This window comes from Flavobacterium psychraquaticum (assembly GCF_034497725.1).
GTDB lineage: Bacteria > Bacteroidota > Bacteroidia > Flavobacteriales > Flavobacteriaceae > Flavobacterium > Flavobacterium psychraquaticum.
Genome location: NZ_JAXKVR010000029.1, coordinates 260,777 through 287,739 on the forward strand (window position 1 = coordinate 260,777; position 26,963 = coordinate 287,739).

General features: G+C 32.3%; 26 protein-coding genes and 1 tRNA gene. 14 read left to right on the forward strand and 13 right to left on the reverse strand.

The annotated features are described in order from the left end of the window. Positions 1-264 precede the first annotated feature (264 nt). The gene (uvrA, locus tag T1L09_RS09335) at positions 265-3,072 is read left to right on the forward strand and encodes an excinuclease ABC subunit UvrA (protein ID WP_322550691.1); all 2,808 of its coding nucleotides are present in this window, start codon (positions 265-267) and stop codon (positions 3,070-3,072) included. After that, positions 3,069-4,265, forward strand: a complete 1,197-nt coding sequence (locus tag T1L09_RS09340; protein WP_322550692.1) for an LETM1-related biofilm-associated protein — start codon at positions 3,069-3,071, stop codon at positions 4,263-4,265. Before uvrA ends, T1L09_RS09340 begins: the two co-directional genes overlap by 4 nt. On the opposite strand, the gene can is transcribed toward T1L09_RS09340, so the two are convergent. The 3 genes from can to T1L09_RS09355 all read right to left on the reverse strand — a co-directional run bounded on the left by can (position 4,262) and on the right by T1L09_RS09355 (position 6,375). Beyond that, positions 4,262-4,900, reverse strand: coding sequence for a carbonate dehydratase (can, locus tag T1L09_RS09345; protein WP_322550693.1), 639 nt, complete (start codon positions 4,898-4,900; stop codon positions 4,262-4,264). The two genes, T1L09_RS09340 and can, sit on opposite strands and share 4 nt — an antisense overlap. An 80-nt stretch (positions 4,901-4,980) precedes the next feature. Beyond that, positions 4,981-5,667 (reverse strand): carbonic anhydrase family protein, encoded by a 687-nt coding sequence (locus T1L09_RS09350; protein ID WP_322550694.1) that lies wholly within the window; start codon positions 5,665-5,667, stop codon positions 4,981-4,983. A gap of 228 nt (positions 5,668-5,895) precedes the next feature. Continuing rightward, positions 5,896-6,375, reverse strand: coding sequence for a Dps family protein (locus tag T1L09_RS09355; protein ID WP_322550695.1), 480 nt, complete (start codon positions 6,373-6,375; stop codon positions 5,896-5,898). 153 nt (positions 6,376-6,528) lie between these two features. Between T1L09_RS09355 and T1L09_RS09360 the strand changes: the two genes are divergently transcribed. Then, on the forward strand, positions 6,529-7,470 hold the full coding sequence (locus T1L09_RS09360; protein WP_322550696.1) for a LysR substrate-binding domain-containing protein: 942 nt from the start codon (positions 6,529-6,531) through the stop codon (positions 7,468-7,470). A gap of 43 nt (positions 7,471-7,513) precedes the next feature. Here T1L09_RS09360 and T1L09_RS09365 read toward each other — a convergent pair whose 3' ends face one another. From T1L09_RS09365 to T1L09_RS09380, 4 genes are all read right to left on the reverse strand, one after another. Beyond that, positions 7,514-7,708, reverse strand: coding sequence for a hypothetical protein (locus tag T1L09_RS09365; RefSeq protein WP_322550697.1), 195 nt, complete (start codon positions 7,706-7,708; stop codon positions 7,514-7,516). A gap of 132 nt (positions 7,709-7,840) precedes the next feature. After that, a complete protein-coding gene (mnmC2, locus tag T1L09_RS09370; protein ID WP_322550698.1) occupies positions 7,841-8,506 on the reverse strand; it encodes a tRNA (5-methylaminomethyl-2-thiouridine)(34)-methyltransferase MnmC2 in 666 nt (221 codons plus the stop codon). 64 nt (positions 8,507-8,570) lie between these two features. Continuing rightward, complete coding sequence (locus T1L09_RS09375) at positions 8,571-9,038, reverse strand: hypothetical protein (RefSeq protein WP_322550699.1); 468 nt, start codon at positions 9,036-9,038, stop codon at positions 8,571-8,573. Continuing rightward, positions 9,038-9,529, reverse strand: coding sequence for a DUF4920 domain-containing protein (locus T1L09_RS09380; RefSeq protein ID WP_322550700.1), 492 nt, complete (start codon positions 9,527-9,529; stop codon positions 9,038-9,040). Before T1L09_RS09380 ends, T1L09_RS09375 begins: the two co-directional genes overlap by 1 nt. A gap of 240 nt (positions 9,530-9,769) precedes the next feature. Here T1L09_RS09380 and T1L09_RS09385 point away from each other — a divergent pair, with 240 nt between their 5' ends. Further along, positions 9,770-10,837 carry a branched-chain amino acid aminotransferase gene (locus tag T1L09_RS09385; RefSeq protein WP_322550701.1) on the forward strand — a complete coding sequence of 356 codons (1,068 nt, stop codon included), beginning with the start codon at positions 9,770-9,772 and terminating at the stop codon, positions 10,835-10,837. A 53-nt stretch (positions 10,838-10,890) separates the two neighbouring features. Here the strand turns inward: T1L09_RS09385 and T1L09_RS09390 are convergent, their stop codons facing one another. Next, positions 10,891-11,274 carry a nucleoside triphosphate pyrophosphohydrolase family protein gene (locus tag T1L09_RS09390; protein WP_322550702.1) on the reverse strand — a complete coding sequence of 128 codons (384 nt, stop codon included), beginning with the start codon at positions 11,272-11,274 and terminating at the stop codon, positions 10,891-10,893. 298 nt (positions 11,275-11,572) lie between these two features. Here T1L09_RS09390 and T1L09_RS09395 point away from each other — a divergent pair, with 298 nt between their 5' ends. Next, positions 11,573-12,598 carry a GyrI-like domain-containing protein gene (locus T1L09_RS09395; RefSeq protein ID WP_322550703.1) on the forward strand — a complete coding sequence of 342 codons (1,026 nt, stop codon included), beginning with the start codon at positions 11,573-11,575 and terminating at the stop codon, positions 12,596-12,598. 53 nt (positions 12,599-12,651) lie between these two features. Here the strand turns inward: T1L09_RS09395 and T1L09_RS09400 are convergent, their stop codons facing one another. The 3 genes from T1L09_RS09400 to T1L09_RS09410 all read right to left on the reverse strand — a co-directional run bounded on the left by T1L09_RS09400 (position 12,652) and on the right by T1L09_RS09410 (position 14,690). Beyond that, complete coding sequence (locus tag T1L09_RS09400; RefSeq protein ID WP_322550704.1) at positions 12,652-13,380, reverse strand: tRNA threonylcarbamoyladenosine dehydratase; 729 nt, start codon at positions 13,378-13,380, stop codon at positions 12,652-12,654. A 64-nt stretch (positions 13,381-13,444) separates the two neighbouring features. Then, a complete protein-coding gene (locus T1L09_RS09405; protein WP_322550705.1) occupies positions 13,445-14,107 on the reverse strand; it encodes a TatD family hydrolase in 663 nt (220 codons plus the stop codon). Further along, a complete protein-coding gene (locus T1L09_RS09410) occupies positions 14,100-14,690 on the reverse strand; it encodes a DUF1684 domain-containing protein (protein ID WP_322550706.1) in 591 nt (196 codons plus the stop codon). Before T1L09_RS09410 ends, T1L09_RS09405 begins: the two co-directional genes overlap by 8 nt. A 72-nt stretch (positions 14,691-14,762) precedes the next feature. Here T1L09_RS09410 and T1L09_RS09415 point away from each other — a divergent pair, with 72 nt between their 5' ends. From T1L09_RS09415 to T1L09_RS09430, 4 genes are all read left to right on the forward strand, one after another. Next, a complete protein-coding gene (locus tag T1L09_RS09415) occupies positions 14,763-16,010 on the forward strand; it encodes an MDR family MFS transporter (protein WP_322550707.1) in 1,248 nt (415 codons plus the stop codon). A 77-nt stretch (positions 16,011-16,087) separates the two neighbouring features. Continuing rightward, positions 16,088-16,441, forward strand: coding sequence for a BlaI/MecI/CopY family transcriptional regulator (locus tag T1L09_RS09420; RefSeq protein WP_322550708.1), 354 nt, complete (start codon positions 16,088-16,090; stop codon positions 16,439-16,441). An 8-nt stretch (positions 16,442-16,449) separates the two neighbouring features. Continuing rightward, entirely contained in the window at positions 16,450-18,477 is a 2,028-nt protein-coding gene (locus T1L09_RS09425) for a M56 family metallopeptidase (RefSeq protein ID WP_322550709.1), read from the forward strand. 63 nt (positions 18,478-18,540) lie between these two features. Further along, entirely contained in the window at positions 18,541-18,681 is a 141-nt protein-coding gene (locus tag T1L09_RS09430) for an SsrA-binding protein (protein ID WP_322550710.1), read from the forward strand. On the opposite strand, the gene T1L09_RS09435 is transcribed toward T1L09_RS09430, so the two are convergent. Further along, positions 18,678-19,190, reverse strand: a complete 513-nt coding sequence (locus T1L09_RS09435; RefSeq protein WP_322550711.1) for an adenine phosphoribosyltransferase — start codon at positions 19,188-19,190, stop codon at positions 18,678-18,680. The genes T1L09_RS09430 and T1L09_RS09435 overlap by 4 nt on opposite strands. 70 nt (positions 19,191-19,260) lie before the next feature. Between T1L09_RS09435 and T1L09_RS09440 the strand changes: the two genes are divergently transcribed. After that, positions 19,261-19,334 (forward strand) — tRNA-Arg (locus tag T1L09_RS09440). A gap of 116 nt (positions 19,335-19,450) precedes the next feature. Here the strand turns inward: T1L09_RS09440 and T1L09_RS09445 are convergent. Further along, positions 19,451-20,497 (reverse strand): endonuclease/exonuclease/phosphatase family protein, encoded by a 1,047-nt coding sequence (locus T1L09_RS09445; protein ID WP_322550712.1) that lies wholly within the window; start codon positions 20,495-20,497, stop codon positions 19,451-19,453. Positions 20,498-20,742: 245 nt separating this feature from the next. Between T1L09_RS09445 and T1L09_RS09450 the strand changes: the two genes are divergently transcribed. From T1L09_RS09450 to T1L09_RS09465, 4 genes are read left to right on the forward strand one after another with little or no spacing between them, the layout of a single operon-like run. Beyond that, the gene (locus tag T1L09_RS09450; protein ID WP_322550713.1) at positions 20,743-21,231 is read left to right on the forward strand and encodes a GbsR/MarR family transcriptional regulator; all 489 of its coding nucleotides are present in this window, start codon (positions 20,743-20,745) and stop codon (positions 21,229-21,231) included. 17 nt (positions 21,232-21,248) lie between these two features. Continuing rightward, positions 21,249-22,391, forward strand: a complete 1,143-nt coding sequence (locus T1L09_RS09455; RefSeq protein WP_322550714.1) for an efflux RND transporter periplasmic adaptor subunit — start codon at positions 21,249-21,251, stop codon at positions 22,389-22,391. 8 nt (positions 22,392-22,399) lie between these two features. Next, complete coding sequence (locus T1L09_RS09460) at positions 22,400-25,570, forward strand: efflux RND transporter permease subunit (protein ID WP_322550715.1); 3,171 nt, start codon at positions 22,400-22,402, stop codon at positions 25,568-25,570. Next, the gene (locus T1L09_RS09465) at positions 25,560-26,960 is read left to right on the forward strand and encodes an efflux transporter outer membrane subunit (RefSeq protein ID WP_322550716.1); all 1,401 of its coding nucleotides are present in this window, start codon (positions 25,560-25,562) and stop codon (positions 26,958-26,960) included. The genes T1L09_RS09460 and T1L09_RS09465 overlap by 11 nt, the downstream gene beginning before the upstream one ends. Positions 26,961-26,963: the final 3 nt, after the last annotated feature.

Here is a 26,963-nt window from a genome sequence, read left to right on the forward strand (position 1 = left end):
ATTTTATTGTATAGGCTTTGTGTTAAAGTTTAAGAGCCAAATTTAACACTTTTTATTTCGAACTACCAAATTTATGCACAACAAAAGTTGATTTTATTTAATAATAATGTAAATCTACAAGGAAATCGTTACACAATTGTTAACTTTTTACACATAAAAATACACAAGACAGCTTGCAACATTAGTTAATTCTAAAAGTAAATAAAACTAGCTATTATAATGTTCTAAACAATTGTTATCTTTGCAATTCCATAATAAAAAACAATGAAAAGACCCGATTTTTCAACATTAGAACCTAAGAAAAACATCCTGATAAAAGGTGCGTCATTGCACAACCTTAAAAATCTTGATGTTGCCATACCAAGAAATAAATTAGTGGTAATCACCGGTTTGTCGGGTTCAGGAAAATCGAGTTTGGCATTCGATACTTTATATGCCGAAGGACAAAGACGTTATGTGGAAAGTTTATCTTCGTATGCCCGTCAATTTTTAGGCCGTTTAGACAAACCAAAAGTAGAATACATAAAAGGAATTGCACCCGCAATTGCTATTGAACAAAAAGTAAATACTAGTAATGCTCGTTCAACTGTAGGAACTTCAACAGAAATCTACGATTATTTGAAACTGCTTTTTGCTCGTATTGGAAAAACGTATTCGCCGGTTTCAGGTAAGGAAGTGAAAAAAGATACGGTTTCAGATGTAATTAATGCTATTAAGGAATTTCCAGCGGATAGTCGTTGGCTGTTACTTGCTCCTATTCATTTGGAAGAAGGAAGAGCTTTGGAAGACAAACTAAAAGTATTGCTACAACAAGGTTATGCTCGTATTTTAGTCAACAATGAAATGGTGCGATTGGATGCTTTGGAAGAACTTCAATTGAACCATAAAGATATTTTACTAATTGTAGACCGAATAATAATTAACCCAGAAACTTCAGGAGAAGAGGAATTCTTTAATCGATTAGCCGATGCGGTTCAGACTGCTTTCTACGAAGGAAAAGGAAATTGCTATTTGCAAGAAGTTGATAGCAAAAAAAGGATTGAATTCAGTTCAAATTTCGAATTAGATGGTGTTACTTTTTTAGAACCAAACATCCACTTATTCAGCTTTAACAATCCCTACGGAGCCTGTCCGACTTGTGAAGGTTATGGAAGCATCATCGGAATTGACGAAGAATTAGTTATTCCAAACACGGCTTTATCGGTTTATGAAAATGCGATTTATGCGTGGCGTGGCGAAAGTATGAGCTGGTTTAAAGATCAGTTGGTAAACAGTGCTTATAAGTTTGATTTCCCAATTCACAAGCCGTTCTTTGAACTTTCTGCTGAACAAAAACAATTGATTTGGGACGGAAATAAGTGTTTTACCGGATTGAATGATTTCTTTTCTGAATTAGAAGAAAAAAACTATAAAATTCAAAACCGAGTTTTATTATCAAGATATAGAGGCAAAACAAAATGCACAACGTGCAAAGGAAAACGTCTGCGTCAAGAAGCGAATTTTATTAAAATTGCAGAGAAAACAATCTCAGATTTGGTGGATTTACCAATTGTAAATTTGATTGAATTTTTCAAAAATCTAACCTTAAACGAATACGACGCCAAAGTTGCCAAACGATTATTAATCGAAATTAACAGCCGATTGGATTTTTTATTCAATGTTGGTTTGAGTTATTTGTCGTTAAACAGAAACTCCAATTCACTTTCTGGTGGTGAATCACAACGTATTAACTTAGCCACTTCATTAGGAAGTAGTTTGGTAGGTTCGATGTACATTTTAGATGAGCCAAGTATCGGTTTACATCCAAAAGATACCGAAAGATTAATCGAAGTGTTGAAAGATTTACGCGATTTAGGAAATACCGTAATCGTTGTGGAACACGATGAAGACATTATGAAAGCTTCGGATATGATTATCGATATTGGTCCGGAAGCTGGAACGCACGGTGGTGAATTAGTGGCTCAAGGAACGTATGAAGAAATTCTAAAATCAGATTCACTTACAGCCAAATATTTAAACGGTCAGGAAGAAATAGCTGTTCCTTCAAAAAGAAGAAAATTCAAACATCATATTGAAGTTATTGGTGCGAGAGAAAACAACTTAAAAAACGAAAACTTCACCTTTCCACTGGAATGCTTAACGGTAATTACAGGCGTTTCTGGAAGTGGAAAAAGTACATTAGTAAAGAAAATCTTGTTTCCAGCGATGCAGAAAAAACTGGAAGGCGTTGGTGAAAAAGCTGGACAATTTACAGAATTACAAGGTGATTTTTCAAGAATAAAACATATCGAATATGTAGATCAAAATCCGATTGGAAGAAGTTCGCGTTCTAATCCGGTAACGTATATTAAGGCTTACGACGATATTCGTGATTTATTTTCGAAACAAAATGTAGCAAAATTAAGAAATTATTTACCAAAACATTTCTCATTCAACGTTGATGGCGGAAGATGTGAAGTTTGTAAAGGTGATGGCGAAGTGACGATTGAAATGCAATTTATGGCAGACGTTCATTTAGAATGTGAAGCTTGTCACGGAAAACGTTTCAAAAAAGAAGTTTTAGAAGTTACGTTTGAAGGGAAGAACATCGATGACATCTTAAAAATGACAATTGATGATGCTTTATTGTTTTTTATCGCAAATAATCAACCGAAAATTAGTCAAAAACTACAACCTTTACAAGATGTAGGATTGGGTTATGTGCAATTAGGACAATCCTCTTCAACCCTATCTGGTGGTGAAGCCCAACGTATTAAATTGGCTTCGTTTTTAGTAAAAGGAACGATTAAGGACAAAGCTCTTTTTGTATTTGATGAACCTACAACGGGTTTGCATTTTCACGATATCAAGAAATTATTGGCTTCGTTTGAAGCATTATTGGAAAAAGGCCATTCAATTATCGTAATTGAACATAATTTAGATATGATTAAATGTGCCGATTATATTTTAGACATTGGACCAGAAGGTGGTGAAAATGGCGGAAAATTAGTCGCTTTCGGAACACCTGAAGAAGTAGCTAAAAACAAGAATTCAATCACTGGAAAATATTTAAAAGAGAAATTGAAAAAATGATAAACCCTTCTGCAAATGGATGGATCGAGAAGTTTTTTAGTAAAAATCAAGATAATTTTGTTGATTTTTATGGTGAAACTTTGTCTTTTTATGAAGATTGCAGAGCAACGGGATTTATATATGGTTATGTAGTTCGATTTCAATTGCAAAACCAAATTGATGTATCCAAATGGTCGTATGATGAAATTACGAAAGTTGGATTCTTAAATACGCTATTTTCCGTTTACCGAATTCAAAAATTAGACGGAAACAAGGAAGATTTCATTGATTTAGTTTACGAATTCTACAAAATAATTCAGCCTGAAAATATAAATTTCATTAGAAAATTACTTCCAGAAGGAACGCACAGTTCAAGATTAGAAAAAGTAATTGACGATAGAATTCAGACGAATAATAATACAATTAGTAAAAACTTTTCGCACATTATTACGAATGCCTTACTTTTTATTGATGTTTTGGCTTTCGAACAGTATTTAATTCAAAGTAAATTACCAGCTGATTATTTAAAGAACATTGAATCGGATTGTATAAAAATCATTTCAATTGCTTTAAAAATCAAAGAAAGAAAATCAAAATACGATGAATTAATTGTAAAATTGTTTGAAAATTCAATTCGCTATACGAAGTTTAATACAAGTGAAAATATTGCTTTTTCAGACATTAAATTCCCGCGTTATAAATCATTATTAGAGCAATTATATTTATTGGATATTGCCCAAATGGCTTTATGGAGCGATGAAAAGCTTGAACCAAATGAAACACTTTTTCTTGAAGATTTAGCTAGAGATTTAGGCTTAAACGAAACTATTTTAAAGAAAAGCGAAACCGAAATTTACCTATTTATCGAAAAATATAAAAAGGAAATTCCTTTTTTTAATTATTCCAACCCGATAAAGCATTTTTATGATCAAGCGAATAAAAATGTAACAAAATTAATCATTCGAAATAAAGATAGATTAACTAAGGAAATAAAACAAAGTGGCGAATTGATGCAACTTTTAGCCAAATCAACCACAAAAGATTTGAGTAAAGACGAAAAAAAGAAAGTAAAAAAACAGTTGTTAGATGTTTGTAAAACAATTCCATCTTTGACTATCTTTTTACTTCCTGGTGGTGGCTTGTTACTGCCTATTTTGATAAAATTTATTCCGCAATTATTGCCTTCGGCTTTTAATGAAAACTTGGAAGATTAACTGAAATAAAGTTGATACACATCATCTAAATCATCGTTAGAACTAAAATTCACGTCTAAATCGGTTACATAACCAGAATTTAAACCATAAACCCAACCGTGTAAATGCAATTCTTGCCCGTTTTTCCAGGCATTTTGAACAATTGAAGTTTTTGCTAAGTCTAAAACTTGTTCTCTAGCATTGATTTCTACAAACTTATTGAAGCGTTCGCTCTCGTTCTCAACAGCATCTAAATCTTCTTTATGAAGTCTGTATATGCTTTTAATATGACGAATCCAATTGTCAATTACGCCGTAAGAATTGTTTCCCATTGCGGCTCTTACACCTCCACAACCGTAATGACCGCAGACAATAATGTGCTGTACTTTCAAGACATTTACGGCATAATCGACCACGCTTAACATGTTCATATCACTATGAATAACCATATTAGCAATATTTCTATGAACAAAAACTTCACCAGGTTGTGCGCCAATGATTTCGTTAGCCGGAACACGACTATCCGAACAACCAATCCATAATAAAGGAGGATTTTGACTTTGCGCGAGATTAGAAAAAAACTTTGGATTATGCTTCGTTTTTTCTTCTACCCACTTCTTGTTGTTGTCTAATATTTTTTTGTAAAAATCACTCATTTTTAATTTCTAATATTGAAGTCAAATGTAAAATAAAAAAAGATAGCAATTCAATTTTATAATTACTTTCAGATACAATCCTACATTTCTCTTCTGGCTGCAAATGAAAAGTCTGGATTTAGTTCATCTTTTATATAAGTGACATCGTCATAAAAAGTAACTTTCCCAGTATCGATATCATGCATAGCGCCAACAACACCAATTTGACCATTTTCTAGTAATTGTTCTAAGACATAACTTCTTTCGATTATATTTCTTACGCTTCTTTTTACATTGATTACCGCCACATTTTCTACAAAATCGGTATTACTTGAATTTCGATCTATTTTGGTTTCTTTTTCTTCGTAGACAGCAGGTTGAATCTTCGATAATAGTTCTGTTAAATTTCCCATTTCGATATGATCACAAGCGCCTTTAATAGCACCACATTTACTATGACCTAAAACTACAATTAATTTAGAATTGGCGACTTTACAAGCAAATTCCATACTTCCTAAAATATCAGTATTTACAATGTTTCCCGCAATTCGTACTGAAAAAACATCACCTAATCCTTGATCAAAAATCAATTCTGCAGAAGTTCTACTGTCAATGCAACTTAAAATTGTGGCAAATGGCCATTGCCCATCTCTGGTGTCATTTGCTTGTTCTAATAAATTGCGATTGGCTTTTAGGTTATTTATAAAACGATTATTTCCCTCCTCTAAAAACTTTAAAGCTTTTCTCGGAGTCATTTGTGATTGGGTTTCTTTATTGTGTGTCTTCATTTAGTACTGTTCACTTGAAATTATAATAAAACGGCGAAATTATTTTTTTTTTGTAATTTTTAAATATACTTCGGATACAAATTTAAACGTAAAAACGCAATCAGCTTTTAAAATTTCATTTTTTTAATCAACAATAATTAATTTATTAGAGTTGAATACCGTAAATCAAAAAAAGAGTACAACTTCTTAATAAATTATACTCTTTTCAAAAAAAAATCTAAAAAAAAATTATATTTCTTCTTCCATCCACGCTTTAAGCATCCAATTCGTTTTCTCTTGTTCGGCAATAAAATCACTCATCATTGCATTCGTTCCTTCGTCATTGATAGCTCCAGATTTATTCAAGATCACACGTTCAACTTGTAATAATGTACTTAATGATTCTAATATCAATTGAATCGCATCTACATCTTTAGAAATGTTTTTTCCCACTTTCAATTTACTGTTAGCGATATAATCTGAAAAAGTATGTAACGGAACTCCGCCTAATGTTAAAACACGTTCGGCAATTAAATCAATCTTAAGTTGGCTATCGTTATACAATTCTTCAAATTTAATATGCAAATCGAAAAATCGTTTTCCTCGAATATTCCAATGCAATCCTCTTAAATTTTGATAATAAATTTGGTAATTTGACAATAATCCGTTCAACTCATTTACTAATTCTTCTGATTCTTTGATAGGCAATCCTAAACTATTTGTTTTCATAACTGTATTATTTATTAATAAACTACTTATTCCAAATTCTTAAGGAAATTCAGCGTTTATACTTATTTTCTATCTCAAATTTACGAAATATCGGACATAATTCCTATAAATTAAATTGATTGTTTTTATATTTGCATCAAATAAATCAATACAATGACTATTACACAACTTTATTATGTTTTAGCAGTTGCCGAGCACAAGAATTTTACTTTGGCTGCTGAAAAATGCTTTGTTACGCAACCAACCTTGAGTATGCAGATTCAAAAATTAGAAGATGAATTAGCCATTTTAATTTTCGACAGAAGCAAGAAACCAATTATACTTACAGAAATTGGTGAAAAAATTGTAACGCAAGCCAAAAGCATTGTCAATGAAGCAGGAAGAATTAAAGACATAGTAGATCAACAAAAAGGATATATTGGCGGTGAATTTAAAATTGGAATTATACCAACGGTGATGCCCACTTTATTGCCGATGTTTCTTACGAATTTCATTAAAAAATACCCAAAAGTTAATTTAATTATTGAAGAGTTAACTACGGAACAAATCATTAAAAAGTTAAAGAATGGTCAACTAGATTGTGCTATAGCGGCCACACCTTTAGAAGAAGAAAGTATAAAAGAAATTGTACTTTATTACGAACCTTTTGTAGCTTATATTCCTGAAAAACATAATAGTTTTGAAAAAAGTGAGATTGTTATCGATGATTTAGATTTAGACACCATATTACTTTTACAAGATGGACATTGTTTTAGAAATGGGATTTTAAACCTTTGTAAAAACAACAAATACATAGCAGATAGTCATTTTCAAATTGAAAGTGGAAGTTTTGAAACGCTGATTAAACTAGCAGATGAGGGTTTGGGAACAACATTGCTTCCTTATTTACACACTTTAGATTTAAACGATAAAAACAAAACAAAGTTAAGACCTTTTAAAGATCCAAAGCCAGCAAGAGAAGTCAGTTTAATTTATCCAAAGAACGAATTGAAAATTCATATTATTAACGCTTTGCGCGATGTAATATCGGGAGTTGTTAGAGGAGCAATAGCATTTAGTGATGTTCAAATTATAAGTCCAAAACCAAAAAGATAGTAAAACAAGAAAGTCCCGCTAAAACGGGACTTTCTTTTATGGATTAATTAATATAAATCAAACACTGTCTTAATTCGGGCTTTTCCTCAGTAAACTGTAAAAGCCAATCGCGCAGTTGCTCTATTTCATAAGGAAGCAGATTGCGAACTGCTTTTTCTAATTCCTTTCGAAATAATTTAGCATCAAAACTTACTCTTTCCAAAATTGATTTGGTGAAAGAAAACATACTTTGGGGCATATTTATTTTAATGTATTTGTTAAATCTTGTTGTAAGAACTCTTAGTAAAGATAAACAAAAAAAGACTCAAAAAACATTTACATTCTTAAAAAAAAGCTAATATTTTGCTAAATTATTATTTAACACTAAAATTCAGCTCTTTTTGGTAGCTCTTAGCATTTCGCGTTTTCCTGGAGCTCCTGGCAATTTCTCCACTGAAAATCCGGCAGTTAACATTGCTTTTCTTATTGGTGTTCTACAAGCATAAGTCACTAAAACTCCATTTGGTAAAAGTGCATCATACATTTTATGAAATATTGCTTCACTCCATAATTCCGGTTGTAATGGAAATCCGAACGCATCAAAATAAATCAAATCGTAACAATTTTTATCCGTAATATCTTGAAAAAATTGCTTTCTTTTAGTTAAATTGAAATTATCAGTAATACTATTTTCAATATCCCAATTACTTGAATGCAGTAAATCAAACACAGATTGTTCTGAAGCAGCATCTAACTGTGACGCATAATTCATTTGGCTCACTTCTTCCGCAGCTACTGGATAGGCTTCTACACCTACATATTTGACCTGTTCTTTGGTTTTGGTTTCCAAAAAAGTAATGAAAGCATTTAAACCTGTTCCAAAACCAATTTCTAATATTGAAACGGAATTCTGAGTTTGAAATAAATCCAATCCATTTTTGATGAATACGTGTTTTGCTTCTTGAATGGCACCATGCGTCGAATGATAATTCTCATCCCATTCCGGAATTCTTATAGTAGTTGAACCGTCTTTTGTTATTATTATTTCTCTTTTCATAACTAGTTAAATTGAAAAAGGTTCAAGAAATCAATCTTAAACCTTACTCTTTATTGCAATTATATTATTTTATGTATAATTTTTTAATCTTAGGAATAGGTCCGCCACATTTTACTTCGTGACATTTAATACAAGCGTCAATTCCTTTATTAAAGTGTTCTTTTGCATTGGCTGGATCTTCATAAATCAATTCTTGTGCTTTTATAAATTTGGCAGCTTGTTCATCAAAAAAAGCATCTTTATCAGTTTCATCCGTCATCACGGATTTATGTATTCTGATGAAATGTTGCGGAAATTTGCCAATGGTATCACCTTTAATAATTCGTTCCTTCAAACGTTCATTATCAACATACATTTGTTCCATTAAAGCTGCCATTTCAGACATTTCATACATCTCAAAACCTTCCTTATTTGATTTTGCATCCGTTGCACAAGCTACAGAATCAGTTGTTTTATCAGCAACTTCAGCTTCTTTCTTTCCACAAGAATTAAGGAAAATTCCGATAAATAAAATTAAGGCTACTTTTTTCATTATTTCGCAATTAAAACACCATCTGCCATAAAGGAATATCTAACTTCTGGCATTGTAATACTGTCGATAGCGGTTTGTGATTTTCCAGCATCTTTTGCATAATGTTTTAAATCGGCAACACTTTCTACATTTACATACGCTTTGCCATTAAGTACCACTTCTTTATCTTGAGCATTCATTGGGACAAAAAATTCATAATCTTTAAATTTAACAAAAACTTTTTCGTCTCCGGCTAAATTAACAGACATCCAACATCCTTTTTTCTGACAAACTTCATTGATTGCAGATTTAAATTTAACATCGAGCGTATCGCCTTCTTTTAAAGACGCAAATTTCTCCAACATTGCTTCATTTGACAAAGCACCTTCGTCAGAAATTGAATCGCCAAATTTTGCATATTCTACTTTTGCTACTTCTGGAGTAACTTCTTTCTTTTGCTCACAACCAACGAAAAAGGCCGCTAATGCTAAAAATAGTATCGTTTTTTTCATTTCTTTAATAATTTATGTAGCAAAAATAACTTTATTTTTTACTTATCCATAGGTTAAGTAAAAGAAATTGATGATTTACCAAATCGTATAATAAAATATTGAATTGTTAGTTGTTGATAATTATTTTTAGAAAAGAAAAAATAAAGATGCTTTTTTTTACTAAATTTGTACAAAATTGATGAAATTCGGCAATTTAACTGCCAATAATTTAAAATACATAATATATAACAATTTAGCCAAATGGAATTAAAAACTTTAAGTGATATTGAGATAATTACTGTTTCAAATTCAAAGATTAAGGAAGTTGATTTTGAAAATTTAACTTTCGGAACCGTTTTCACAGATCACATGTTGGTTTGTGATTTTGAAAATGGGAAGTGGCAAAAACCTGTTATAAAACCCTATGCTCCTTTTTTAATTGATCCTTCTGCAAAAGTTTTCCATTACGGACAAGCTATTTTTGAAGGAATGAAAGCGTTTAAAGACGAGCAAGATGAAGTTTGGTTATTTAGACCTGATGAAAATTTTAACCGTTTTAATAAAAGTGCTACAAGAATGGCAATGCCAGAAGTTCCTGAAGACGTTTTTATGGGCGGTTTACACAAACTTTTGGAAATTGAAAAAGATTGGGTAAAAAAAGGAAAAGGAAACACCTTATATATTAGACCTTTTATGATTGCAACAGGTCATGGTGTAATAGCTGCACCTTCGCAATCGTATCGTTTTATGATTATTTTATCGCCAGCGCGAGCTTATTATTCAGGTGAAGTAAAAGTAATTATTGCTGAACATTTTAGTAGGGCGGCAAATGGTGGAATTGGTGCTGCAAAAGCTGCCGGAAATTATTCGGCACAATTTTATCCAACAAAATTAGCTAACGAACAAGGTTACCAGCAAATTATTTGGACGGATGATGCAACGCATACTAAGTTAGAAGAGGCAGGAACAATGAATGTTTTCTTTAGAATTAATGACACCCTTTACACTGCTCCTACAAGCGAACGTATTTTAGACGGTGTGACGCGTAAGAGTGTTATTGAATTGGCAAAAAGGGAAAACATTAAAGTTGAAGTTCGTTCGGTTTTAGTAGAAGAATTGATTGCTGCTGCAAAAGACGGTTCTCTAAAAGAAATTTTTGGAGCTGGAACTGCTGCCGTAATTAATCCTATTGTAGGATTTGGGTACAAACAGGAGTATTTCGAATTACCTAAAATTGAAAATTCAATAGCTTTAGAAATCAAAGAAAAATTGACTAATATCCAATATAAACAAGAAGAAGATACTTTTGGTTGGACGATTAAAATATAATAATTAGTAGCGATGATTTATAAAAAAGCGACTTCAGTTGAAATCGCTTTTTTTTATTTTAAAATTTGTGTGAAATCTGGTTTGAAATAATTTGCACCTTTCATCACTTTTCCGTCTTCTCTGTAAATTGGTTTTCCGTTTTCATCTAATTTGCTCATATTTGAGCGCTGAATTTCATCAAAAACAGCTTCTATTTTATGTTGTAATCCGTGTTCTACAATTGTGCCGCATAAAATATACAACATATCGCCTAACGCATCGGCAATTTCAACTAAATCGTTGTTTTGTACTGCTTCTAAATATTCTTCATTTTCTTCCTTCATTAAGTTAAAACGAAGTTCATTTTTTAACATACCTAAATCGGCTTTCATTTCAGTACTAACCCCTAATCCAAAGGTTTCGTGAAATAATTTTACAGCATTTAATTGTTTTTGCATCTTTGTCGTATTAATTTTACTAAAATTAAAAAATTTGAACCTAATTTATCGTTATTTTTGTAAAAATTTTCAATATGTTTTCAACAGGACAAAATTATTTTGCAGTCATTTTTGTGATAGTCTTTATTATTACAATGGTTATTGTTTATCGCCGAGATTTAAAATCATTGAAACCGTTTTATAAAGGAACTTATTGGGTACTTATTGGATTTCTAATCTGTATTGGTCTACTCTTTGTCATCAAATACCTTATGAAAGAATAATTTTCTTACATTTGATAAACCAAATTTAACCTTAAATGAGAATTCTTAAATATATATTTCTTTTGTTCCTATTATTCAGCCTAGCTTTTGTAGTGTTTGTCGCTACGCAACCAGGTGATTACAAAATAATTCGTAGCAAAGAAATTAAAATATCAAAAGACATTCTCTTTAATTTTGTTTCCGACACAAGTGCATTGCAAAATTGGAGTCCATGGAATCAAAACGAAGTTGTTTTTAAAAATGATAGCATCACTTCAAACGACACTTTATCACAACAGCTATTTTTTGCTGAAAACCCAAACAAGTCTTTATTTCGTTTTGAAAATACTAAAAAAGGAACTTTAGTTACTTGGGAATTGAATGGGAAAATGGATTTCAAATCAAAATTAGCAAATGCATTACAAGGCGGAGTACACAATGTAATTGGCGACAAGTTAGTTGACGGATTAATTAATATTGACAATTATTTAGTAAAAGAATTGTCTACTTACACCATCGAAATAGAAGGATTAGTTACTAAGCACGCTACAAATTACATTCAACAAATTGATACTTGTGCTGCTGCAGATTTTCAAAAAGTATCGAAACGCTTATTGCAGAATATGATTTCATTTGTAGCGCAAAATGAAATTAAAATTACTGGTTTACCTTTTATTGTTTTTGATAATAAAAAGTTGCCACAAAATAAAATCAGCTTTGCGATGTGTGTTCCAGTGGAAGAAGAAATTCTAACAACAGAAGGAAGTGATATTTCAGGTGGCCATTTTGACGAGTTTTTAGCGATTAAAACGATTTTAACTGGCGATTATTCTCATAAGAAAGAAGCTTGGGCAAAAACAGTAAATTACGTCAAAAAAGAAAAATTAATTGAAGACGTTTTCGGTAAATATATTGAGATTTACAAAGTAAGTTTACCAAAAGAACGAAAACCGTCAAAATGGGTAACTGAAATATATGTACCTATTAAAAGAAAAGAAGCTCCTAAATTCGTAAGACCAATTACTCCAACTGCAACAACCGAAGTTGTAATTCCAAATGAAGAACCGCAAACTCAAGAATAAAAAAATCCCTCTGAGAGAAGTAATTCATTAGAGGGATTTTTTTATTTTTATTCTTATTTCGTTTTTCCTTTTCCAATCAAATGCTTCACAACCGTTTCAGCAGCATACAATCCAAACAAAGCAGGCATCCAACTATTTGTTCCATAAAAAGATTTCTTATAGTTTTTACCATCCGTCATTTGCAAACTATCAGGATCTGAACGTTCATCGGTAAAAACAACTTTCACGCCTTTTGAAATTCCTTCTAGCTTTAAACGCTTTCTGATGTTTTTAGCCAATGGGCAGTATTCTGTTTTGCTAATATCTTTTACTTTTACTTTTTCGCCATGATATTTTCCACCAGCACCCATACTGCTAATAACTTTCACTCTTTTGCGCTTACAAGCAAGAATCAGATTTACTTTTGGCGTTATACTGTCGATACAATCTAAAACGTAGTCAAATTCGGCTGTAACAACATCGAAAACTCGCTCAGGAGACAAAAATTCTTCTATTCGTACCAATTTTAATTCCGGATTAATGTCCAGCAATCGATCGCCTACAACTTTTACTTTAGATTGACCAATTGTACTGTGCAAAGCTGGTAATTGGCGATTAATATTAGTTATGTCAACCACATCGCCGTCGATAATTGTCATATTTCCAATTCCTGCCCGTGCAAGAAATTCGGCTGCAAAACTACCAACGCCGCCTAAGCCTACAATTAAAACATTTGCGTTTTCTAATTTATGAATTCCTTCTTCTTTAAACAATAAAACAGCTCTCTCTTTCCACTTTGTCATATTTGTTGACTATTTTTTTTATAAATTACTTAAAAAAGACAAGTTATAACTTGTCGCTACGGGTTTATATTTTGAAAATATTTGAATAATTTTGAAATACGATTGCTTTCATTTTTTCAACTGAAATTCCTCTGATGACCGCTGCTTTTTCATACACTTCATAAATGGATTCTTCAACGGTATCCGTTTCTAACAAAATTTTATTTTCCGGTGCAAATTTAAATACTTTTTCCAATTCTGTCCCGATATTTCGGGAACGAAGTAAGTATTTTCCAAAAGATAAATAAAATCCGTTTTTTAGTAAGGAATTAGCAACTTGTTCATTTTTTGAAAAACCGTGAATTATCATCGGATTTTCGACTTTTAATTCTTTTTTAATTGCAATTATTTCGTCAAAGGCTGCCACACAATGTAAAATAATTGGCTTATCCGTTTGCTTTACTAATTCCAATTGTCGTTTGAAAACTACAGTTTGAAGTTCCATCGGAGTTTCGATTCGTTTGTCTAAACCACATTCGCCAAGCGCTAAACAATCGAAAAGTTGTAATTTTTCTGATATAGTATTTAAATCTAGTTCTAATCGGTTTTCGTCTATATACCAAGGATGAATTCCGATGGAATAATTAGGAATTGAATTGTTAAACTCCCACGGGTATTGATTTACGACCGCAATTACATCTGATAAATTTAAAAACTGATGCGTGTGCAAATTGATAAATTTAGTCATGGAATTTTTTTACGCCTGCATTAATTTTTATCGCTAAATCATTTTCCAAAGGTACAATCGGACAAGAATATTTATAATTATAAGCACAATACGGATTGTAAGCTTTATTAAAATCGATAATCCACTTCTTCCCTTTTTGAATCTTCATATCTACATATCTTCCGCCAATGTAACTTTCTTTTTGGCAAGTTTCATCCGAAAAGGGCAAAAATAAATAATCATCAAAACCCGGTTTTTTATTCAATTCAATATTTTGATACACATTCAACTTTAACTCTTTCCCATCGATTTCAAAATGTAATTCACCGTATTTTTTATAAATTGGAGTGCGCGCTGTAGTAGTTTTCATTTGAAATGCCTTTTCTTTTTTAGTACGAATAAAAGTAGCTTCAACAATGAACTTCTCGCTAATTGGATAAAAATCTAAACCCTCGAATTGGTTCAAATCTTCTATCATCAACGGACTTTTTAATGAATCCGAAAAACTCATATTTAATTCAGCTTGAAATTTTATAGCATCTGACAAGTCTTTTTGTGCAAAAGCTAGTGTGGAACAAAAAAGAAAAACTAGTATTATTTTCATTGGATTCGATTTTTACAAAAATATATAATTTCTATAACATTTTAATCAATTTGGCTTTTGTAAATTTGCATAATGTTACAACGAGCCTTCCATAGATACATTAATAATTTCAGGGGATTTTCTCGCGAAATTTGGATTCTTACCTTAATTACTTTTATCAACCGTGCAGGAACGATGGTGCTTCCTTTCTTATCGAAATATTTGAAGGAAGATTTAGGGTTTTCTTACAGCCAAGTCGGCTGGATAATGGTAAGCTTTGGTTGTGGTTCGATGTTAGGATCTTGGCTAGGTGGAAAATTATCAGACAAAATCGGATTTTATAGAATAATGATTTTCAGTTTATTAGTTAGCGGAATCGGATTCTTTATCTTACAAACAATTACAAGTTACCACGGATTATTATTGGCGATTTTTTTAATAATGGCAGTTGCCGATATGTTTCGACCAGCAATGTTCGTTTCCTTAGGCGCTTATGCCAAACCAGAAAACAGAACTAGAGCATTAACTTTAGTACGTTTGGCTGTCAATTTAGGTTTCGCAGCCGGACCCGCAATGGCCGGATTGTTAATTATGAACGTTGGTTATAAAGGCCTATTTTGGGTAGACGGTGCCAGTTGTATTTTAGCAATCTCAATATTTTGGTGGCAAGTAAAAGAGAAAAAGAAATCCATTTACACGGATAAGGAACATCCAGGTGAAGTATTGACGCATTCTGTTTTTAAAGACAAACCCTTCTGGATTTTCTTGTTTGGAACTTTAATTACTGGTATTTTATTTTTTCAATTGTTTACTACATTACCGCTATACCACAAGGAACAATTTAATTTAACGGAATTTCAATCGGGCTTATTGCTGACTTTAAATGGTCTTTTAATCTTTTTTCTAGAAATGCCAATTGTGAGCTATATTGAGAAACACAAAATCAACAAACTAAAAATACTTGCTTACGGGTGTTTTGCAATGGCTGGTAGTTTTTACATTCTTCTTTGGAATGGTTGGGCAGGTTTCTTAATTATTATGATGCTTTTTATGACTTTTGGAGAAATGCTAGCTTTTCCATTTTCGAATTCCTTTGCTATGAGTCGTGCTCCTATTGGTCACGAAGGCCGTTATATGGCAATTTTTACAATGAGTTTTAGTATGGCGCACATTTTAAGTGCAAAAACCGGAATGGAAATAATTGATCGTTTTAGTTATCAAGGCAATTGGTTTTTTATGGGAACGTTAGGCTTTATTGGTGTTTTACTGTTTTATTGGGTAATTAAATTAGTTAAAAAAGAACCGCCACGCAATCTATTAACTAAAAAAGAAGTTAATTAACTATATAAATAGTTGTGTAACTAAAAATATAGTTATAAGTTTGTTCTTCGATAATTCAGAATAACAAAACTATAGCTATGCAAAAGTTAACCAACAAAGAAGAAGAGATTATGCACATTTTATGGAAGCTGAAAAAAGCTTTTGTAAAAGACATCTTAGAAGAAATTACAGAAGATAAACCGCATTATAATACACTTTCCACCATAGTTAGAAATTTGGAGGAGAAAGAATACGTAGGCTATACTGCTTATGGAAAAACGCATCAATACTTTCCCATTGTGAAGATTGAAGAGTATCGAAAAGCATTTATGTCGACCGCTATTGATAACTATTTTGATAGTTCTTATAAAAATTTAGTTTCTTATTTTGCGGAAGAAGAAAAGATTTCGGCATCAGAATTGCGTGAAATTTTAGCATTAATCGAAGAATAGAAATAAATATGGAAAGCTACCTAATTTATTTCGCGAAAGTTAACGGACTCTTGATTCTGTTCTACTTCATGTATGTTTTATTTTTACGAAAAGAAACATTCTTCACTTCAAATCGTTGGTATTTATTGACGGGGTTATTTGTTTCGGTAACATTGCCATTGTTGACATTTACCAAAACTATTTGGATTGAAACTACTCCAATTCCTGAATTTCAAACAAGAAATATTATGGTTGATAATCTAGAAAATATGCAAGCAATTCAAGAACCTCAATTTGACTGGTCTGTCATCCTTCTTACTATTTACGGCACTATTAGTTTACTAATCTTACTGAAAATTGGTATTGAATTAGCCTCATTTTTCAAAAAAATTAGCAATCAAAACATTCAAAAGTTAAATAATTATTCTTTGGTTCATTCTAATTCCACTGAAAATCCTTTTTCATTTTTCAACTATATTGTAATTAATAAAAATAGATTTTCCGAAAATGAATTGCAACATATTTTAACGCACGAAAGCATTCACGTAGCACAAAAACATTCGTTGGATGTACTGCTTTCGAAATTATTCTGTGCTTTACTTTGGGTTAACCCTATTATTTGGTTGTATCGAAAAGCCATTTTACAAAATCTTGAATATATAGCAGATAAGTTGAGTTTTGAGCAAATCGAAAACAAATATGACTATCAAAGAACCTTATTAAAAGTTGTGACTCATCAACACAATTTAAGTATTACCAATCAATTTTATCAATCATTAATCAAAAAACGAATCGTTATGTTACACACCAATCAATCACACAAAAGAAATGTTTTGAAGTATGCTTTTATACTTCCGGTTTTAGTCGGTTTTATGTTATTGTTTCAAGTAGAAACTGTTGCTCAGGTGAAGGAAAAAGAACTGTTAGCTGCAAGAGCTGTAGAAATAATTGAAGTAATAATAGATAAAAATTCTTCAAACGATTACATTCAAAATGAAGTTAATTCATTAAAAAACGAATATGATATTATTTTAAATGTTAACAATATAAAGAGAAATAAAAATAATGAAATAACCGCCATAAAAATAAATTTCAAAGACAAAATGGGGAATGAAGGTGCGATGGACTACAAAGATAATTCTGGAAATCCTATAAACCCTATTCGTTTCTATAAAGAATTAGATGAAAACAGCAAAGGACAAATTGGATTTGGAGGAGAATCTATCAAAGAAAAATTTAAATTTTTGTCGACAAATAGTCCGAATCAAATTGAAATAAAAGATGCTGCTGTAGCAGTTGTTGAAGTTTCTAATCTAGAAATTAAAGAAACTAATTCATCAGAATCAGATCAACCAACCAATAATCAACTTTACATTATTAATGGTGAAGAGTATTTATACAACGAACTTTCTAGGACGAATATTCAATATGCAGAAAAGATAAAGGTACTAAATAAGGAAGAAGGAATTAAAAAATATGGTGAGAAAGGAAAAAATGGTGTTATTATAATTACTGGAAATTGCAGTTTTGAAATAGATGGAAAAACAGTATCATTTGAAGAACCAAAAGGAACTACGACAAATGAATTGGAAGTTTCTAAAAAAGAAAAAGAATTAAAAGCACAACAAAATTCTAAACTTAGTAAAGAATATATTGCTAGCAAAACCGAAAGAAGAACTAATATGGAGCTTTCTAAAAAAGAAAGAGAAATAAAAGCCCAACAAAATTCTAAACTTAACAATGAAAAAATTGAAGATCGAATTGAAAAGAGAAAAAAAATAAATGAGAATAATGTCAAATTCACCACAATAATCGAAACTGAAAACGGAAACCAAACTGTTGTTTATGATAATAATAGATTGAAAATCCCAGGTTCACCAAGTGTTAAAATTGATCAAAATGGTCCATCCATATATGTGAATGGAAAGATGTTATCAAATCCAGAACAGTTTTTAAAGATGGATCCAAAACAAATTTATTATGTAGAAGTAACGGATCAATCTCAAGCTGAAAATGGAGTTATTACCATAAAACGTATTGATGTAAAAACGAAATAAAACAAATAAATCCCGAAAAACTTCGGGATTTATTATTTTACTATATTTGCAAAAAAAATAGCAATGTTTAAAGTTTTGGCCAAGATTAATAAAATCATTTTACCAAGTTTCACCAAGCAAGGCTTGAATCCTATTTATGCTAAAAATTGGCAAAAAGCAATTATCGCTTATCGCTATTGGGTAACTGTGAACAGCCTAGATTAATACGCTAATGCGGAAAAAATAGGTCGGGTTCCTAGTTTTTCTCTTCCGTTTAAAAATGTTAATTCCATAATGAAGTTCATTTGAACGATTTCCCCTCCTAATTGCTCTACCAATTCACAAACGGCCTTTGCAGTTCCTCCAGTGGCTAAAACATCATCGTGAATCAGTACTTTATCTCCTTTTTTAATGGCATCAATATGCATTTCTAAAGTATCACTTCCATATTCTAATTCGTAGGATGCGCTAATAGTTTCATAAGGCAACTTTTTAGGCTTTCTTACGGGAACAAAACCGGCATTTAGTTGTTGAGCCAACAAAGTACCAAAGAAAAAACCACGGCTCTCTACTCCTACTACTTTATCAATTTTTATATTTTCAAGTGATTTTACTAATTTTTCTAAACAAAAGTTAGTAGCTTCTGGTGAAATCAATAAAGGTGTGATGTCTTTAAAGCCAATTCCTGCTTTTGGAAAATCCTGAATATCACGGATATAGTCTTGTAAGTTCATTTTTTTTACTTTTATTTTTAGTTTAGTCTTGCAATGTACACAATTATTCCTATATTTGCACCCGCAATAAGGCCTCGTGGCGCAACTGAATAGCGCATCTCATTACGGCTGAGAAGGTTACTGGTTTGAATCCAGTCGAGGTCACTAATAAAATCCTTAAACACACTGTTAATCAGTAGTTTAAGGATTTTTTGTTTTGAATATCTCGATGATTTTAAAACACAGCACATTTTGTAGCGTTTTTCTAAAATCAGCCTTAACTACACCGCTTGTTTTTTTTCATTAGCAGTTTGAATATCAGCCGCATCAGGCTCTAATCCTTCTTGTTGAAACTTTGCAATTTCTTCATATTGAAGGCTTATAAACATAGGAAAATGATCAGAATTAAAATTATTAAGTCGTCTAATTTTTTTTAACTTAAAATCTACCGAAATAAATGCGTGGTCTAATGGAAATCTCAAAAAAGGATAATGTGCATTGAATGTATTGAAAAAGCCTCGTCCTCTTCTTGGATCTAATAATCCACTCATCTTTAGAAATAAGGCTGTTGTAAAACTCCAAGCTACATCGTTTAAATCGCCAATAACAATTACAGGAATATCTGAATCTTTTGCTAAATCAGCAATTAACAGTAATTCTTTATCACGTTCCATAGAAGTTGGATTTTCATTTGGAACTGGTGGCGTTGGATGAACAGCATATAACTGAAGTCTCTTTTCATTACGAAGTATAATTTTTGCATGAATGGATGGAATATCATCTTCTACTAAAAACCTAACCGAGCTATCTTCTAAAGCCAATTTGGAATACAACAACATGCCATAAGTATTATCTAACGGAGCTTTTATGCAATAAGGAAAATCATTTTCAAGAATTCTAGTTTCCTCTTCCCATTTAGGACCCGTTTCTAATAATAAAACTACATCAGGATTGACTCTATTTATTTCCTTCAAACAACCTTTATAATTTGTGTTATCTTGATACACATTGGCTATCATCAGACTAATTTCATTGCCTTCAATTTCCTTAGTAAAATTAAGTACTTGTTTCTTCCAAATTCTAGTAAATGGCAAAATTAGATAAATAATATAAATTGCATTAAGAACTAGTACAATCAAAAAAAAACTACTTATTGTAATGTCTAAAGATGGAAAAACTAACCATAGAACAATACACGATAAATTAGCAACTAATTTTTGCAATCTAGGATATTCAAAAACGCGAAACACCCAATATTCCTTTTTTACAAGTGGAATTAAGGTTGCTAATATAATTAGTATCGAAAATATTATTAATAATAATTGCATTTAATTGAATAGGTTTTATTGAAGTCGCTTGTAATACTTAAGAAACACTAAGATAATAATTATAATTTATTGTGTTAATTAAATCCTGAAATTTTTAATTATCCGCTTTATTGTAATTTTTGAAATCTTTCTAGCGTACGTAAATAAGCTTCCGCTATTTTTCTGAGTTAAAATTTAATTAACAAAAATTTAAGTTCTGTTGGTTCGGTGTTTTACGAACCTGTCGTATATTTGCAAAAAAAATAATGGAATCGACACATAAAGAAAGAGAAGAAATCATCGAAATGTTCGGTATTCACTTTGAGTCTGTATTTGACATTTCACCCTTAGCAGGAAGGATTTTAGGGATGTTAATTGTTGATGGCTGTAGAACCGGATTGACATTTGAAAACTTAGTTGAAAAACTAGGGGCCAGTAAAAGTTCAATTTCTACTAATTTGAATTTACTTCTTAAAATGGAAAAAATCACCTACTTCACAATTGCAGGTGACCGCAAAAAATATTACAAACCAGCTCCTCTGAGCGATCGTTTTTCAAATTATCTAAAAATGCTAAAGTCAGAACAACTGATAATTGATAAGATGATTCACTACAGAGTAAAAACAGTGTCTTGCTCCGAAGAACAATTTAGCTTAGAGAATGTGCGATTTTACAAAACACATTTAGAACAAGTGGAAGATCTAATAGTGAGGACAATATCCGATTTTAAAGAAATAGAAACCTTAAATAAATAATAAATTAAATTAACAAAATGATGAAAAAATTAGTTCCTATATTAGCTGTTTTGCTTGTTATTTCCTCTTGTGGAAAAAATGAACAACAAGCGCCACCTCAAGGTCCAGCACCTTTTCCGGTTCAAACAGTAACGACTCAAGACGCAACGGTATTCCAAGAATATACAGCACGTATTGAAGGACAACAAAATGTTGAAATTCGTTCAAAAGTTAATGGATTTATTGAAAAAATTTATGTTGATGAAGGTCAGGTTGTAAAAAAAGGTCAAATCTTATTTAAATTAGAAACTCAAACTTTAAATCAAGATGGATCAGCAGCAAAAGCAATGGTTCAAGCGGCGCAAGTTGAAGTAGATCGTTTAAAACCACTTGTGGAACGTCAAATTATAAGTAATGTTCAATTAGAAACTGCCAAAGCAAAATTAGCACAAGCGAAAAGTGCTTATGGAAGTATCGCAGCAAACATTGGCTACGGAACAATTTATTCTCCTGTAAATGGAGTTGTTGGAAGTTTACCTTATAAAGCAGGAAGTTTAGTAAATCCAACTAGCGAAATGCCATTAACAACAGTATCAGATACTAAAAATGTTCGTGCTTATTTCACTATGAATGAGAAACAATTATTGTTTTTTAATAAAACATTCAACGGCGCCACGACAGCAGAAAAATTAAAATCAGTTCCTGAAGTTTCTTTACTTTTAGTAGATAATTCAGAATACGATCAAAAAGGAAAAATCACTGCGATTAATGGATTAATGAATGCTACAACCGGAACAACCGAGTTTAGAGCAGAATTTACAAACCCACAAGGAATCTTAAGAAGTGGAAGTAGCGGTGTTATTCGTATACCAATTGTAAGTAAAGACGTTATTATTGTACCACAAAACGCTGTTTTTGAAGTACAGGGAAAACAAATCGTTTATGTAGTTGAAAAAGACAACAAAGTAAAATCTAGAATCATTGAAACTAATGGAGCTTCTGGGATGAATTTTATTGTTACTTCTGGGCTTTCAAATGGTGAAGTTATCGTAATTGAAGGAACTTCTAAATTGAGAGATGATATGGAAATTGTACCACAAGCAAAAACGGCTACTCCTGAAAAAGTTGAAGCTGTTGCTAAAGATTCGGTACAAACAAAAACTACAACTGCTAACAAATAAGAATCGAGATGTTAAAAATATTCATTGAGAGACCCGTTCTCTCCACCGTAATCTCCATCTTAATTACCATTTTAGGTGTTTTAGGATTGATGTCATTACCCGTAGAACAATACCCGGAAATTGCTCCGCCAACTGTTCAAGTTAGTGCAACTTATACAGGTGCAAATGCTGAAACAGTATTAAATAGTGTAGTAATTCCACTAGAAGAAGAAATCAATGGTGTAGAAGGAATGACTTATATGACTTCCTCTGCTGCCAATGACGGTTCTGCTAAAATTTCAGTTTACTTCGAGTTAGGAACTGACGCTGATTTAGCTGCCGTAAACGTTCAAAATAGAGTGGCGCGTGCTACTTCAAAATTACCACAAGCTGTATTGCAGACTGGAGTTACAACTGTGAAAAGTCAAACGAGTGCTTTGATGTTTTTTGCTTTATATTCTAATAATGACGTTTATGATGAAACGTATATTCAGAATTATGCAAAAATTAACCTTGTACCGAAATTACAACGTGTAAAAGGTGTTGGACAAGTAAACGTTTTTGGTGCGAAAGATTATTCGATGCGAATTTGGATTGATCCAGCAAAAATGGCAACTTATAACTTAACACCAAAAGACATTCAAGCAGCTTTACAAGAACAAAACGTAGAAGCCGCTCCTGGAAAATTTGGAGAAAATGCTGAAGGAGTTTACGAATACGTAATTAAATACAAAGGGCGTTTGTCTGAAGTAAAAGATTACGAAAACATCGTTATTAAAGCGACTGGAAATGGAAATTTCCTTCACCTGAAAGATGTTGCAACGGTTGAATTAGATGCGTTTAACTACGGAACTAAGAATATTGCAATGGGTAAACAAGGTGTTGCCGTTGGTGTATTCCAAACTTCTGGTTCTAATGCACAAGATATTATTGACGAAGTTTTAACTATTCTTAATGATACAAAACCGTCTTTCCCTGATGGATTAGATTATGTAATTCCTTATAATACTAAAACGTTCTTAGATGCTTCTATTAGTAAAGTGATCACAACTTTGATTGAAGCGTTTTTACTAGTTTTCTTAGTGGTTTATATCTTCTTACAAGATTTTAGATCGACTTTAATTCCTGCTATTGCAGTACCAGTTGCTATTGTTGGAACATTTTTCTTCCTACAAGTATTTGGTTTCTCTATCAATATGTTAACGCTTTTCGCGATGATTTTAGCGATTGGAATTGTGGTCGATGATGCAATTGTCGTCGTCGAGGCCGTCCACGCTAAGCTTGATGAAGGTGCTAAAACCGGAAAAGAAGCTACGCATTCTGCAATGAGCGAAATTACTGGAGCAATTATTTCGATTACCTTAGTAATGGCAGCGGTATTTATCCCTGTTTCATTCTTAGGCGGACCTTCTGGAGTGTTTTACAAACAATTCGCAATTACTTTAGCTATTGCTATTTTGATATCTGCAGTTAATGCTTTGACTTTGAGTCCGGCTTTATGTGCTTTGTTTTTAAAACCTCACGCAGATTCAGATCACAGCAAGAAAAACTTCAAAGAGAGATTCTTCCTAGCTTTTAATGCAGGTTTTGACCGAATGAACAATAAATATGTGAAGTCTCTTGGATTCTTAGCTAGAAAAAAATGGATTACAGTGGTAGGTTTGTTAGCTTTTACAGGAATTACTATTTTATTATTCCAATCTACGCCTTCTGGATTTATTCCGAATGAAGACCGTGGAATTATTATGGGAGATTTAACGCTTCCTCCTGGAACAACCTTAGAAAAAACCCAATTAGCAGTTCAAGAATTGGATTCAATCTTAGCCTCAATGGATATTATCGAAGCTAGAATGAACGTTGTTGGTTTCAGTTTATTAAATGGAGTAAATGGAGGTTCTTATGCCTTTACAGTAATTCGTTTAAAAGACTGGGCAGATCGTAAAGAAGCTAATCAATCGGTTGACGCCGTTGTTGGCGAGTTATTTGGAAGAACCGCTCATTTCAAAGATGCAAAAGCATTATTCTTCACACCTCCAAGTGTACAAGGTTTTGGATCAGCAGATGGTTTCGAACTAAAAATACAAGATAAAGGTGATGACGATTGGGCTACGATGAGTAAAGTAAGTAATGAATTCTTAGGTGAATTAATGAAACGACCTGAAATTCAATACGCGATTACCAACTTCAACCCGAATTTCCCACAATACCAAATGGATATTAATGTGGAACGAGCAAAAGATGCTGGTGTTTCTGTAACAGATATTTTCAACACAATGCAAGGTTATTATGGTGGATTGTATACGACGGATTTCAACAAATTCGGAAAACAATACCGTGTAATGATTCAAGCAAAAGCCTCGGATCGTGAAAACTTAGAATCGATTAACAATATCTATATTAAGAATGCAGCAGGACAAAAAGTAGCAATATCACAATTTGTAGATTTTGAAAGAATTTACGGCCCTGAAGCTGTCGCTCGATTTAATATGCTAAAAGCGGTTAACGTTACTGGAAAAGCGAAACCAGGTTACAGTTCTGGAGATGCAATTAAAGCAATCCAAGAAGTAGCAGCCGAACATTTACCGAAAACTTACACCTATGAATTCTCAGGAATGACGCGTGAAGAAATCTTAGCTGGAAGTCAAGCAATTGGTGTATTCTTATTGAGTTTAATCTTTGTTTACTTTTTGTTAAGTGCCCAATATGAAAGTTATTTAGTACCACTTTCGGTATTGCTTTCTCTCCCTGTAGGAATTGCTGGTGCGATTGGATTTGTAAAATTAGCTGGATTAGAAAATAATATTTATTTCCAAGTTGCCCTGATTATGTTAATTGGACTGCTCGCCAAGAATGCCATTTTGATTGTGGAATTCGCAATACAAAGACGTCGACATGGAATGGATCTTGTTGCCGCTTCGATTGAAGGAGCAAAAGCACGTTTACGTCCAATTTTAATGACATCTTTAGCTTTTATCTTCGGATTATTGCCTCTTGCATTATCTTCTGGAGTTGGAGCTGTAGGAAACCGTTCTATCGGAATGGGAGCTGTGGGTGGAATGTTAGTAGGAACCATTTTAGGAGTATTTGTTATTCCAATTTTGTTCATTATTTTCCAAAGTTTGCAAGAAAGAATTTCGGGAAAACCATTTGCAGAAAAAGAAGTTGAAGTACCACTTTTAGAAGAAGAAAATGAAAAATAGACTATATAAAGGTGCATTATTAGTAATCACCGCAACAATTATGCAATCGTGTTTTGTTGCCAAAGAATACAAACGACCTGAATTAAAAACAGAAAATTTATACCGAAATGAAGTAGTGGCAACCGACACTACTTCACTAGGAAATGTGTCTTGGGATCAAATTTTTACCGATCCACTTTTACAAGGTTACATTAAAAAAGGACTGGAAAACAATTTGGACATTCGCATTGCGATGCAAAATTTAGTGGCTGCTGAAGCAACTATGAAACAAGGAAAAGCAGGTTATTTCCCAACGCTTTCTGCTAGTACGGATTGGACGCACCAAGAATTGTCTAAAAATAGTCAGTTTGGCGCTTTACTTTCAGACCGAAGCACCGATCAATATCAATTAGCAGGAAATTTATCTTGGGAAGCTGATATATGGGGGAAAATAAGAAGTAATAAACGCGGTGCAAAAGCCGCATTTTTACAAACAACAGCAGTAAATCAGGCGATAAAAACACAATTGATTGCTACTATTGCTTCCACTTATTACCAATTACTTTCGGTAGATGCTCAAATCAAAGTAGCTGAAAAAACTTTAGTGAACAGAGACCAAAGCATCGAAACTATTTTAGCGTTGAAAACAGCGGGCAACGTTTCTGAAGTTGGTGTAAAACAAACCGAAGCACAGAAATATGCAACCGAACTTATTATCGCGGATTTAAAAAACAATCTTATTTTCTTAGAGAATACAATGAGTGTTTTATTAGGCGAAGCTTCAACCAATATTGAACGTAATACTTTTGAATCACAAACGATGCAACCGAATATCACTTTAGGTGTTCCTGCAAATTTGTTAAGAAACAGACCTGATGTTGTGGCTGCAGAATACAATTTGATTGCGAATTTCGAAATGACGAATGTAGCAAGAAGTGGCTTTTATCCAACTTTTAAAGTTACAGCTTCAGGCGGACTTCAGAGTATTGATTTAAAAGAATGGTTTAGTGCGAATTCACTTTTCGCGAATATCATTACGGGTTTAACTCAACCAATATTCAACCAACGTCAGGTAAAAACTAAATTTGAAATAGCGAAAGCCAATCAAGAAAAAGCTTATTTACAGTTTGAACAGTCGTTATTAACCGCTGGAAAAGAAGTTTCAGATGCGTTAGCACAATACAACAACGAGACTTACAAATTAACGGTTAGAGAAAAACAAGTTGATGCATTGAAGAAAGCTTCTGATTTTTCAGATGAATTATTAACGTATGGTTTAGCAAATTATCTAGAAGTTTTAACGTCTAAAAACGATGCATTAAATGCAGAATTGAGTTTAGTAGATAATAAATTTCAGCAATACAAAGCAATCATCCAATTGTACAGAGCCCTTGGTGGTGGATGGCAATAAGCG